Annotated in this window: 11 protein-coding genes; 6 read left to right on the forward strand and 5 right to left on the reverse strand. The window is 41.8% G+C overall.

Annotated elements, in window-relative coordinates; translation table 11 throughout:
- Positions 1-97 precede the first annotated feature (97 nt).
- The gene (gene lysS, locus CDG62_RS14095) at positions 98-1,624 is read right to left on the reverse strand and encodes a lysine--tRNA ligase (protein ID WP_087527202.1); all 1,527 of its coding nucleotides are present in this window, start codon (positions 1,622-1,624) and stop codon (positions 98-100) included.
- A gap of 277 nt (positions 1,625-1,901) precedes the next feature.
- Here lysS and CDG62_RS14100 point away from each other — a divergent pair, with 277 nt between their 5' ends.
- A complete protein-coding gene (locus CDG62_RS14100; RefSeq protein ID WP_010326266.1) occupies positions 1,902-2,408 on the forward strand; it encodes a YqiA/YcfP family alpha/beta fold hydrolase in 507 nt (168 codons plus the stop codon).
- Positions 2,409-2,443: 35 nt separating this feature from the next.
- Here the strand turns inward: CDG62_RS14100 and CDG62_RS14105 are convergent, their stop codons facing one another.
- A complete protein-coding gene (locus tag CDG62_RS14105; RefSeq protein WP_087527201.1) occupies positions 2,444-2,986 on the reverse strand; it encodes an adenine phosphoribosyltransferase in 543 nt (180 codons plus the stop codon).
- A 514-nt stretch (positions 2,987-3,500) separates the two neighbouring features.
- Here CDG62_RS14105 and rubA point away from each other — a divergent pair.
- The 4 genes from rubA to oxyR all read left to right on the forward strand — a co-directional run bounded on the left by rubA (position 3,501) and on the right by oxyR (position 6,824).
- Positions 3,501-3,665, forward strand: a complete 165-nt coding sequence (gene rubA, locus CDG62_RS14110) for a rubredoxin RubA (protein ID WP_004694381.1) — start codon at positions 3,501-3,503, stop codon at positions 3,663-3,665.
- A 68-nt stretch (positions 3,666-3,733) separates the two neighbouring features.
- Positions 3,734-4,912 carry an NAD(P)/FAD-dependent oxidoreductase gene (locus CDG62_RS14115; RefSeq protein WP_087527200.1) on the forward strand — a complete coding sequence of 393 codons (1,179 nt, stop codon included), beginning with the start codon at positions 3,734-3,736 and terminating at the stop codon, positions 4,910-4,912.
- A gap of 57 nt (positions 4,913-4,969) precedes the next feature.
- Positions 4,970-5,908, forward strand: a complete 939-nt coding sequence (locus CDG62_RS14120) for an alpha/beta fold hydrolase (RefSeq protein WP_087527199.1) — start codon at positions 4,970-4,972, stop codon at positions 5,906-5,908.
- Positions 5,909-5,921: 13 nt separating this feature from the next.
- The gene (oxyR, locus tag CDG62_RS14125) at positions 5,922-6,824 is read left to right on the forward strand and encodes a LysR family transcriptional regulator OxyR (protein WP_004981021.1); all 903 of its coding nucleotides are present in this window, start codon (positions 5,922-5,924) and stop codon (positions 6,822-6,824) included.
- Positions 6,825-6,910: 86 nt separating this feature from the next.
- Here oxyR and ppk1 read toward each other — a convergent pair whose 3' ends face one another.
- Both ppk1 and mtgA read right to left on the reverse strand, forming a co-directional pair.
- The gene (ppk1, locus tag CDG62_RS14130; protein ID WP_087527198.1) at positions 6,911-8,995 is read right to left on the reverse strand and encodes a polyphosphate kinase 1; all 2,085 of its coding nucleotides are present in this window, start codon (positions 8,993-8,995) and stop codon (positions 6,911-6,913) included.
- A gap of 110 nt (positions 8,996-9,105) precedes the next feature.
- Positions 9,106-9,780, reverse strand: a complete 675-nt coding sequence (gene mtgA / locus CDG62_RS14135; RefSeq protein ID WP_086208461.1) for a monofunctional biosynthetic peptidoglycan transglycosylase — start codon at positions 9,778-9,780, stop codon at positions 9,106-9,108.
- Between the two features lie 77 nt (positions 9,781-9,857).
- On the opposite strand from mtgA, the gene CDG62_RS14140 reads away from it, so the two are divergent.
- Positions 9,858-10,673 (forward strand): rhomboid family intramembrane serine protease, encoded by an 816-nt coding sequence (locus tag CDG62_RS14140; protein ID WP_087527197.1) that lies wholly within the window; start codon positions 9,858-9,860, stop codon positions 10,671-10,673.
- Positions 10,674-10,703: 30 nt separating this feature from the next.
- Here CDG62_RS14140 and CDG62_RS14145 read toward each other — a convergent pair whose 3' ends face one another.
- The gene (locus CDG62_RS14145; RefSeq protein ID WP_087527196.1) at positions 10,704-13,193 is read right to left on the reverse strand and encodes an ABC transporter permease; all 2,490 of its coding nucleotides are present in this window, start codon (positions 13,191-13,193) and stop codon (positions 10,704-10,706) included.
- Position 13,194 lies beyond the last annotated feature (1 nt).

Below are 13,194 nucleotides of genomic sequence, written 5' to 3' on the forward strand. Positions count from 1 at the left end.
TTTTTTTATCTCTTTTTTTCAAGCTTTTCTATTTAGTAATGTTGTAAAGATCAATAAAAAGCCCGCAATAATGCGGGCTTTTATGTTCATATCAAACTTAGTTTTTATGACGCATATGTGGGAACAGAATTACATCACGAATACTTGCTGCATTAGCAAATAACATGACTAAACGGTCAATACCAATACCCTCACCTGCTGTTGGAGGTAAACCATATTCAAGCGCTTCAACAAAGTCTGCATCATAGTGCATTGCTTCATCATCGCCTGCGTCTTTTTCTGAAACCTGAGCTTGGAAACGTTCAGCCTGGTCGATCGGGTCATTCAACTCTGAGAAACCATTCGCAAGTTCACGGCCACCAATAAAGAACTCAAAACGGTCCGTAATGTGTGGGTTATGATCATTGCGACGTGCCAATGGCGAAGTTTCAGCTGGATATTCTGTAATGAAAGTCGGTTGACGTAACTGCGTTTCAACAGTCTCTTCAAATACGATGGTTTGAAGTTTGCCCAAACCAAAACCTGGTTTTACTTGCTCTTTCAGTTCTTCTTGCACAAATTTTGCCAAGAACTCACGATCATTGACATTTTCAGGTGTGAACTGTGGATTGTGCGCAAGAATGGCATCAAACATCGAGATTTTATTGAATGGGCCTTTGAAGCTATACACTTCTTCACCATAAGGCACATCTGTTGAACCCAAGATGTCGAGTGCTAAACGTTCAAGCATATTTTCAGTCAGTTCCATCAAGTCTTTATAGTCTGCATAAGCTTGATAGAATTCAATCATGGTGAATTCTGGGTTGTGACGCGTCGAAACACCTTCGTTACGGAAGTTACGGTTAATTTCAAACACACGCTCAAAACCACCAACAACCAAACGCTTCAAGTAAAGCTCAGGTGCGATACGTAAGAAAAGTGGCATATCCAAAGCATTATGATGTGTTTCAAATGGACGCGCTGACGCTCCACCAGGAATCACATGCATCATTGGTGTTTCTACTTCCATGAAGCGCTGTTCAGTTAAGAACGCACGAATGCCTGAAACCACTTTGGCACGAATTTCAAAAGTCTTACGTGTTTCTTCATTCACAATCAGGTCAAGATAACGCTTACGATATTTAACTTCAGTGTCATTTAGACCATGGAATTTATCTGGAAGCGGACGAAGCGACTTGGTTAAAAGTTCAAAATGTTCGATATGCACATAAAGATCACCTTTACCTGAACGACCGATATAACCTTTCACCGCGATAATATCGCCAAGATCTAAGCTCTTAATGGTTTCTAAAGTTTCTGGTGCTAATTCTTTACGCGCCACATATAACTGGATACGACCCGTCATATCTTGAATCACGATGAATGAGCCACGGTTCAACATCACACGACCCGCTACTGACACATAAACATGCTCTGCTGCTTCAATTTCTTCTTTGCTTTTGTCTGCAAATTGATCTTGTAAGTCTTGCGCATAATGTTCACGTTTAAACGTGTTTGGCCATGGGCTAGTGCCCGCTTGTTTGGCTTGATCTTCAATCTGCTTTAACTTGGCATGACGCTGTGCAATTAAATCGTTTTCGGAAATGGCTTGTTCAGAAGTCGATTGAGCGTTTTGTTGCGTCATCTCTGCCTCGTATATGTATTAAAAAACGGAAGTTACATAGCATAGCAGAATTCCAGACGAATGAGCATCATCAAAAACCGCGAGGTATATAAAAAAGTATACATCCTGTTTATTTCAGAGCTAAGACACCCACCGTATAAAAGGTCTGTCTATTTCTTAGACCAAAAGCTAACTTCTTTTCACTGTTAATCCCTCTACAATGGGTACTATAAATCGTGGAAAAGTAAACTTTTTCCACTCATAAAATAATTGAGTATTTTTAATTGAATGATAAATCATGAGCAGATGCGAATCTAAAATTTTGTTTTTGCATGGATTAGACTCCTCGCGCGAGTCCACTAAATTCCATGCCATTGATGCAAAGCAGAAATTTTGTATCGATATCGATTATCGCTATCTCAATTTTTCTACCGTAGCTAGTTTCTACGACGATATTATTGAAAAAATAAAACCTGAGATTATTGTTGGGCATTGTATTGGTGCGTATTGGGCATTGAAAATGTCCCTGCTTCATCAAATTCCATGTGTGATAGCCAACCCACGATTAGCCCCTGACTTTCGCGATGATTACCCGAGCATTAATGATACTGACTTAGATCACAATGTACCGCAAGTGGCCTATTTGGAGCTGGGAGATGAATTAATCGATATGTATGCAGCACAGGAAATTTTAGAAAATTATATGTTGATTCAAGCAGTTGAAGGTGGACATCACCGACTACTTAAACCAGAAAATATTAATCAACTGATTGAACATCTAGAACAACAATATTTGTATAAATAAAAAAGCCTTGGAGTTTCCAAGGCTTTTTTATCTGCTTATGCCGCAACAGATTCTGGTTTCGATTTGTCATCTAACACTGACCAAATCGTTAAACCTAAGTCAGTATGCAAATCAGGCAAATCAAGAAAAATACTAGCACCGAGTACTTCATGATTACATTTTGCCACCAGCTGTTTAACGGCTTTTAAAGTACCGCCTGTCGCTAAAACATCATCCACAATAATCACTTTTTGCGATGGCGTATTGGCTGCCATTTCTAAACGGTCTAAACCGTATTCCAAACTATAACCCACACCCACGACTGGTGGTGGCAGCTTGCCTGCTTTGCGTACCAGCAATAAACCTTTGCCCAAACGTTGTGCAAGCAAGCTTGCAAGTACAAAGCCACGCGCTTCTACAGCAACAAAACTGTCTACTTCCGCTAACTGCTCCTCAGGAATACTTGCAATTAACGCATCGGTTAAAGGCTCAATATTGCTCATAAACAATGGCGTTAAATCGAAGAAGCAAATCCCAGGTTTTGGAAAATCTTGGACCGTACGAATGTGCGACCACAACGTTGTAGACAAGTTGTTCATAGGAGATCAATAAAATTTGAAAAGGAATAGATGAATTTTACAACTTTATCTGTCAAAAAAACAGTCAAGTACTGGTAATGCAGTCGACTGAATAATCAATATATTCCTCTAAGTTATTGTTTTAAATTAAATCATTTATTTAGTAAATATTAGTTATAGATTTACTCAATAATAAAATAGCAATTTAATGCTGCATTTACAGCACGACCATAGTCTATATTTTTAAGTATTTTAAAAGACTAGCCAATTGAAAAACGCATCTTTTTGACTTGTAATCATCTACATCTTTCGCTCTTTTGCAAAATACGATCTGGTTTTAAATGATACGTTTTGTCCTGATCATCGCTTTTAGTAGATAGATTCAGTCATTAAACTCCGATATTTACTTTACATTCGTATTAGAACTGCGTAAAAATTTAGACTAGCGAAGTATGCTAACCACTCAGATGAGTAGCAGCTTGCGTAATGGATTATTTTGCTGAACCCTTTCTTGTTCAGCGTTTTGGAGAGTCAAATGAAGAAGTATCAATGCATCGTTTGTGGATGGATTTATGACGAAGCAGAAGGTTGGCCGCAAGATGGCATCGTGGCTGGAACAAAATGGGACGATATCCCTGACGATTGGACTTGCCCAGATTGTGGCGTTTCAAAAATCGATTTTGAAATGGTTGAAATTTAATTCATAGTGTTAAAGACCATGCAGTATGGTCTTTTTTTACGTCTTTAAAATAATCTCTGGAGAACCTTATGCATCCCATCGTCATCATTGGCTCAGGTATGGCAGGCTATGCTGTAGCACGTGAATTTCGTAAGCTGAACCCTGAACAAGAGCTGCTTATGCTATGTGCAGATGATGCGACTAACTATGCCAAACCAACGTTGTCCAATGCCTTTGTTGCCAACAAAGCGCCTGAACAAATTGCTTTGGGTGATGCAGAGAAAATGGCAACACAACTGAAAATGCAGATTGCCACGCATACTTGGGTGAAAGAGATTCATGCTGAACAACAGCTGTTAACCGTTATAAAAGATGGCGCTGAATCTACCCAGCCCTACTCTCAATTGGTTTTAGCGGTAGGTGCAAACCCAATTCGCTTAGCGATTGCGGGCGATGGAAGCAATGACATTCAAGTTGTAAACAATCTTGACGACTATAAAACCTTCCGTGCACAACTTGATAAACGTGCAGATAAACGTGTAGTCATTTTAGGTGCAGGTCTTATCGGTTGCGAATTTGCCAATGATTTACAACATACAGGCCATCAAGCTACCGTCATCGACTTAGCAAACCAACCTTTGGGCCGTTTATTGCCAGCGCATGTTTCGAGTGCTTTTAAAGAAAACCTTGAAGCAACGGGTATTCATTTTGTCCTTGGCACCACAGTTGAAAAAGTTTCAAAAATTGAAAATGGTGACTATGTAGTGACCTTGGCCAATGGTCAGTCTTTGGTCGCAGATGTAGTCTTATCTGCCATTGGCTTACAACCGAGCATTTCTCTGGCAAAAGAAGCGGATATTCAAACCAGTCGTGGTATTTTGACCAACGCACAACTTGAGACTAATCAGTCAAATATCTACGCCGTCGGAGATTGTGCTGAGGTCAATGGACTCTTGCTACCTTATGTCATGCCGATCATGCAGCAAGCACGTGCTTTAGCGAAAACCTTAAATGGCGAAACCACTGCGGTGCATTACCCTGCTATGCCTGTAGCGGTTAAAACGCCCGCTGCGCCACTCACTGTTTTACCTGCACCAATTGATGCAGAGGTAAACTGGGAAACTGAAGAGTTAGACGATGGCATGATTGCCAAAGCCTTAGACAGTCAAGGTACTCTTCGTGGCTTCGTATTGCTCGGCGCAACTGCAGCAAAACAACGTTTAGCATTAACAAAACTGGTTCCAGACTTGATTCCAGCACAGGTTTAGAGTTTAAATAAAAGGACATTTATAACAATAGATGTCCTTTATGTGAGGATTACAATAATGAACAGCGCACTACAATATAATCTTTCACCCTATACCTCTTTCATGCGCGAAACTAAAGTCGACTTAGGCAATGGTATTGAACTCCATGTGGAAATCGGTGGCGAAGACCATCATCCGACTATTGTTTTAATCATGGGTTTAGGAGCACAGCTGTTATTTTGGCCTGATTTCTTCTGTAAATCTCTGATTGATCAAGGGTTTCGTATTATTCGTTTTGACAACCGTGATATTGGCTTATCTTCAAAAATTAGACATCAAGGGCCACGCTTAAATACCCTCAAACTAATGGGACGTTTTGCTTTAGGTTTAGATAACCGTGGTGCACCTTATGACTTATACGACATGGCTGATGATGTGGCACTGCTTTTAGACCGTTTAGGTTTGGATGAAAGCTATGTGATTGGCGCATCCATGGGCGGTATGATTGGACAAATTCTAGCAGCGCGTCATCCACAAAAAGTCAAAAAGCTCGGCCTGATGTTCACCAGTAACAATCAACCTTTACTGCCACCACCTTTTCCAAAGCAACTCTTTAGTCTAATTGGTCGACCTGAATCGACCGATGAAGAAGGAATTGTCAGTCACTCTTTGAAAGTGTTTAAGCTTATTGGCTCACCTGATTATCACAATCCAATCGAGTCAATTCAGACTTCTCGCAAATTATATCGCCGAAGTTATTACCCTGCGGGTGTACTTCAACAGTTTTTAGCAATATTATGTACAGGTTCTTTATTGCAACTGGACAAACAGATTCAACAGCCGACCCTTGTGGTGCACGGTTCGCGAGACCGTTTACTCCCGCCTAGTCACGGAAAGGCCGTTGCGAAGGCAATTATGGGCGCTAAATTTGAATTAATTGATGGAATGGGGCATGATATCCCACCGCACTTCATTCCAAATCTTAGCGAATTATTTGCACAACACTTTAAATCATAATCATTAGGACACTATGGCTGCATTACCATCCTTAAGACAGCTGTCATATCTCGTTACACTGTCAGAAACGCTGCATTTTACTGAAGCTGCACGCCGTTCATTTGTAACCCAATCGACTTTGTCGGGCGGGATTATGGAACTTGAACGCCTACTCGGTGGCGTACTTGTAGAGCGTGATCGCCAAAATGTGCGCTTAACTCCTCTAGGCGAGCAAGTCGTTGCTCGTGCTCGTGTTCTACTGGCAGATGCTCAAGACCTGATGCGTTTAAGTCGAGAAATGAGTGAGCCTTTAACGGGTGATTTACATCTAGGTGTTATTCCAACTATTGCGCCATTTATTCTGGCGCAATTGTTAGATGAAGTGCATAAGCAACTCCCTAAAATTCAACTACATTTGCACGAAGCGCAAAGTGAGAAAATTGTAGAAAAACTTGAACATGGCAATTTAGACATGGTCGTTTTGGCTCTACCTTTTGATACTCGTGGCTTAAAAGTTGCTGAAGTCGCAAAAGAAAGTTTGTTTTTGGTCTGTAATAAATCAGATATCGCAAGCCAAGCCAAATCGCTGGATGACTTAGACCTTTCGCGTTTAATGTTGCTTGAAGAAGGCCACTGCTTACGTGACCACACTTTAAGTGCTTGCCCCATTGGTGAACGTAAGAATGACCATCGTTTAAAAGCAAGTTCTTTACCGACCCTTGTAGAAATGGTATCGGCTGACCTTGGTTTTACCTTATTACCAGAAATCGCAATTCATACCAATATGATTAAAGCGAATCCAGATTTGATGGTTAAACAAATTGAAGCTGCTCCAAGCCGCATATTGGCTTTGGTAACACGTAAAAGCACCCCACTACAAAGCGAATTTGATGTGCTATTACAAATCCTGCAAAAAATTACTCAAGATCTGCACTAAGCTTATTTTAGTGCATAAAAAAGGAGTCAAACATGACTCCTTTTTTATGCCTGAATCTTTTGTAGACTCAAGCACAATCCCTAAAGTTATTTAATCACATCTAGCAAATAACGCTGTGCATTATGCTCAGTTTCGCCTTCTGCAGGTGTCGCACGAAGCCATGTTCCATCACCCTGTAATAACCAAGCTTGTTGATTATCCTGCAAATAAGTCAACAACCCTTGCTGATAAATACGTTTCTTCAAAGCTGGATCTTCAATTGGGAAACAGGCCTCAACACGATTAAATAGATTTCGATCCATCCAATCAGCACTCGAACCATAAATACGCGCATCGCCATTATTACTAAAATAGAAAACACGGGTATGTTCTAAGAAACGCCCAACGATCGAACGTACACGAATATTTTCCGAAAGCCCCAGCAAGCCTGGGCGTAGACAACAAATTGAACGAATAATGAGATCAATTTGTACACCTGCCTGCGATGCCTCATACAGCTTATTGATCAGTTGCACCTCAGTTAGTGCATTCACTTTCACGATAATCTGCGCTTTCTTACCTGCTTTCGCATTGGCAATTTCATCATCAATAAAGTTAATCAGTTGAGTATGGAGCGTAAACGGTGCATGGAGTAGCTTTTTCAGCTTCGCCATTTTCCCCATACCTGTCAATTCTTGGAAAATACGATGTACATCTTCACACAACTCTTTATCGGTTGTGAGCAAACCATAGTCGGTATAAATTCGTGCATTACCCGCATGGTAGTTACCCGTTCCCAAGTGCACATAACGAACGAGTTTATTATTTTCACGGCGTACCACAAGAATCATTTTGGCATGAGTTTTATAACCTACAATACCGTAAACAACCACTGCGCCAGCTTCTTGTAGCACATTTGCCACTTCAATATTTGATTCTTCATCAAAACGCGCACGTAGTTCAATCACCGCGGTAACTTCTTTACCATTACGCGCTGCTTCTGCTAGAACTTGTACAATTTCAGAGTCTGCACCACTGCGGTAGAGAGTTTGCTTAATCGCCAACACTTGTGGGTCACGTGCCGCTTCACGCAACAAGTTAATCACAGGTGCGAAAGATTCAAACGGATGATGTAATAAAATATCCTGCTTCTGCATGGCGGAGAACATGCTTTCCGACTTTTTCAGCACTTTAGGAATAACTGGAATATGCGCGTCATAACGTAGATGTGGGCGTTTAAAATTGGACAATAAACGCGCCAAGTTCACAGGTCCTTCGACTTTATACAACTGCTCTTGATGCAGATCAAATTCATCTAGCAAGTAGTTATAAATATGTTCTGGACAGTTTTGGGTAACTTCCAAACGTACCGCACGTCCGAAACGACGTGAACTTAACTCACCTTTCAGTGCTTTGGCTAAGTCTTCCACATCTTCATTAAGCGCTAAATCAGCATTCCGTGTGACACGGAACTGATAACAGCCAGTTGCGGTCATCCCTGGGAACAAGTCAGAAACATGCTCATGGATAATCGCTGAAAGCATCACATGATGCTCTTTTCCACCTGTGAGTTCATCAGGTAAGCGCACCACACGTGGCAATGAACGTGGTGCAGGAACAACGGCCAAATCAATCTGACGACCAAATGCGTCTTTCCCTTCCAAAGTCACAATAAAGTTGAGACTTTTATTCACTAAACGCGGAAATGGATGCGCAGGGTCAAGGCTAATCGGCGTTAAAACAGGTGCGACCTGTTCTTGGAAATATTTCTTCACCCATGAAGACTGTGCAGGTGTCAGTTCCCCACGGCGTAAGAAGCAAATGTCTTCCTCACGCAATTTTGGCAGAATTTCATCATTGAGAATACGATACTGACGCTCAATTGCGGCATGTGCGGTTTGGGAAATTTGGTCGAGGACTTGGCGCGGGGTTAAGCCATCGGGGCTACGGCTTTCATTACCCAGATTCAACTGTTCCATGACACCCGCAACACGAATTTCAAAGAACTCATCTAAGTTACGTGAAAAAATCAGTAAGAAATTCATCCGTTCTAACAGCGGATGTAAAGGATCTACGGCTTGTTCCAATACACGTAAATGGAAATCTAATATCGATAACTCACGGTTAATATAGCGATCGTTATACGCGTATTCAGGTTGTAGTATCGGAGATGTGCTTGCTGCCGTATTCATAGCTAACCTTTGATTATTTGAATGCGTTTTATCATGATAAGTATGCTTCAATTTTGTGACAATTTCATAAAAAAAAGCCCATAAATTTGGGCTTTTTCACATCAATCAAATTAAGGGATATCGCTATAGCGCATATACTTTCGAATCATGCGCTCACGGTTTTGCAACTTACGGTCATTTTGATGGTCTTGGTAGTATTTCGGATTGGGCAAAATAGCCGCTAAAAAGACCGCCTGCTCTCGGCTTAAGCTACGTGAACTTTTACCAAAGTAGTGTTGGGTAGCCGCTTCGATGCCATAAATATTATCGCCAAACTCTACCGAGTTCAGATATACCTCTAATATGCGTTCTTTGCTCCACATCCGCTCCATCATCCACGTTGCAACAGCTTCTTGACCTTTTCGAATGAATGAACGCTTGTTATATAAAAATAAGTTTTTGGCCAATTGCTGAGAAATTGTTGAACCACCGGCAACAACTTTGCCCGTGTCATTATTACGTTCAAGTGCTGCTTGAATCCCGTCCCAGTCAAAACCATGATGTTGCATAAATTTGCCGTCTTCAGCCGCAACAATGGCCTTTTTCATGTATTCACTGATCTCATCATAATCACGCCATTCGTGTTGAATGGGTTTAGACGGCTCAGACCAATAATCAATCCGCATAAACATGGTGGTTTCCACTGGCTTGTAACGCCACCACGCGAGGCTTGCAAAAATCCACAACTGTACCAAAAGCACGAAGCTGATAACGACTAACAAACTACGAACAATAAAAACTTTCATGCCAGTGGCTTACTCCAAAAATCATTTTTATTCATGCTAAGCTTGGGCAAATATAGCAAAATTTTAGCAAGAATAGCATGACCGAGCTTACACCTCCGCAAATCAAAACAAAATTCGACGTGCATTTATGGCGGATTACCGCCCTCATTATTACCATCAATGTTGGATTGTTTTTTTGGCAAGTCCTGCATGGCATGGATGTCAGCAATCCAAGCACGGCGGATGCCATCCGCTGGGGAGCAGACTATGCACCACTTACCTTCTTGGCTGAACCGATACGTTTATTGAGCAGTATGTTCTTTCATTTTGGCTTGGTTCACCTGATGTTAAACATGTGGGCGCTGTATATTTTTGGCAGTGTGCTGGAACAAATGTTTGGGCGTGTCTATTTTCTTGCGCTATATGTTCTTGCTGGTCTCATGGGGAGCTTGCTCAGTGGTTATATTGCCATTCAAGACAGTTATGAACTAATTCGTATGGGTTTAGCAAATCCTGAACTCTTGCCGCGTGTCGGTGCAGGGGCTTCAGGTGCCGTCATGGGGTTGGGTGCAGCACTGACTGTTCTATCACTACTGCCAATGCTCCCACAGCAACGTTTTATTTTAGATAAAAAGACTTTACTCATTGTGATGGGAATCAACTTAGCCATGGGCTTTATGATTACAGGGATTAACAATGCCGCACATATTGGCGGCATGTTGATGGGTGCTGTTTTGGCGGCACTTTGGTATCTCTCCCAAAAGACACAACAGCGTTGGATTATGCCACTGAGCCTTGTTCTGGCGACCTTCGGCTCGTATTGGTTTTACTTACACTGCCAAAACCTGATAACCCACATTCAGCCCCTATGGTCTGAAGTATTAATGATGATGCGCCAACAACTCAATTTCTAAAATTCAATTCTTCACGCATTAAGAGGTCAATCACGATTGATTGATCTCTCTCAAACTTTGTAAGGGTGGAATATCACTCAAATAACTTAAGCGATAGCGCCCAATCAACGCACAAAGTACAGTCATAAAGAGCGGTAAAATGAGCCAGATTTCCCAGTGTGGCTGAATGGCTAAGCCCATGCGATAACATGCGACCGCACTTATCGCTTCAGCAAACAAACAAGAAACCACACCCGCCATAAAACCAATAAAGCCAATTTCTAAGCTAAGCATAGTTTTAAGTTTTTGCTTGCCCCCCCCAAATGAGCGCAACAATGCGACTTCACGTTTACGCTCATCCATAAGTAAGTTCAGGCAAGCAATTAAAACCAAAATGCCCGAAATGCTCACTAAAACTGCAAGGATCGTGACAATCTGTACCAGTACCGTCACGATGCGCTTAATTTCATCTAAAATTAAACTGACATCAATAAAGACGGTATTGGAAAATTGTTGAATGATACTGACCAATTTTGCTTTGTCTGACGCAGGCACATAGAAACTGCCCAAATAACTGCCCGCATTTTCATCCATAGTTTGGGGCGCAAAAATAAAGAAGAAGTTTGGGCTAAAACTTTCCCATTCTACAGTTCGTAAGTTTGCTACTTTGGCATGAATGACACCCTCAGGTAAGCTAAAGGTCAGTTGATCCCCCACTTTTATCCCAAGCTCTGTTGCGGTATTAGCTTCTACTGAAACTTGTCCTTTTGCTGTGAGTTTTGATACTCCAGAGACAATCACATTGTCTTTAGGATAACGGTCTGCTTGAGTCAAATTTAATTCACGGCGTAAGGAATTATTTTGCTTCACCAAATCCTTAGCAAAAGGCTGTCCATTTTTGGCAATCAGCCTGCCACGAATGTTGGGATAGAGCGGCGTACTGTTCCAATGGTTTTGTTCAATTTTCGCTTTTAACTCAGGCATGTCAAAAGGCGGTAAACCATATACAAACTGATTCGGCGTTCCTACAGGAATTTGCTGTTGCCAACGCTCTAACAAATCGGTTCGTAGCACGGCTAAGACCGTAATTAAACTGAGTCCCAAAGCCAAAGCTGTAATCTGAAACGCAGTTTGGTAAGGCATGCGGACATAGGCAGAAACTGCATTTTTCAAGTTACGCAGGAACTTCAAACTCAGCCAGACCACAACATATAACACTGCACATAGAATGATAATTGCCCCAATCACCATGGCTGTCAGTACTATGTTTTCAGTCAGAACGATACTAAACAGTACCAGACTTGCCGTGCCTGTAAGTAACATCCAAAACATAGACGAAACTGATTTTTCTTGACTGCGAATGACACGGATCGGTGGAGTATTCAACAGTTCCCAAAAACTAGGCAAGACAAAACCCAGTAGTACTACGACACTGGTCAACATGGCAATCGGAATCGGCCCGAGCAGCATATCCCACGCTGAAAAAGCAATACTTAAGTGTGGTATCAGTTGTAACATCAACTGTAACAGGCCATAACCCAACCCCACTCCCACAACACTCCCGACCAGCATAGCGAGCACGAACACTACACCCAACAAACTGAGATAAGCCCAGAGAATTTGTGACTTCGCCGCCCCCATACAGCGTAATAGCGCAATGTGATCTTGGTTTTGTTGCACAAAACGCTGACTGGTCAAAGCAATCGCAATTCCACACAGCAAAATCGTTAAGATATTCGCCAACTGCAAAAATGTGTCCAAATTTTCAATCGGTTTCATTAAACGGGTATTACCCTCACTGGCATTGCGTAAGCGTAAGCTGTTTTGTGCTTCTTCCGCATTAGGACTTTGAGCTGTCGCATTGATCTCTTCAGACGCTACATTTTGCTTCTTAAAATTTGCTTCAAACTGCTGAGTATTTTGTGCTGTCCCTGCCATCAGTAGACGATAGTCAATGCGACTACCGACTTGTATGGCATTGGTCTTGGCAATATCCGCTTCTGAAATAATCACCGTTGGCGAGAAACCAGAAAAACCTAACTCCTGATTGGAATCATGCTCAATCAAGCCTGTAATCTTAAACACGCCATCTGCAATATTGAGTTGATCTCCCAATTTGACCTGTAGCAAATCCAAAGCACGCCGACTCAACCACACTTCACCTGAAGCAATATGCTTCGCAGCAGGCTGAATGCGTAACTCTCCACGCAGAGGGAAGGCTTTATCGATGGCTTTGACATTGACCATAACAAACTGATCATTAGTATATGCCATCGAACTAAAGACAGTGACTTCGGATTGTTTTAAATCAAGCGCTGTCGCTTGTGCTTTCCATTTCGGATCGAGCTTTTCACTGTCAGTTAGAACCAAATCCCCTGCTAACATCTCAGCGGCTTGCAACGCTACGGCGTTTTGAATTTGTTCATTACTAAACTTGAGTGCAGTCGTGGCGCTGATCGCGAGAATCAACGCAATAATCAATAAATACACACCGCTACTTTTAAAACTTTGCTTCAGTAAGGGTTGAAATAGAGAATTCATT

The organism is Acinetobacter sp. WCHA55, from assembly GCF_002165305.2.
Classification (GTDB): domain Bacteria; phylum Pseudomonadota; class Gammaproteobacteria; order Pseudomonadales; family Moraxellaceae; genus Acinetobacter.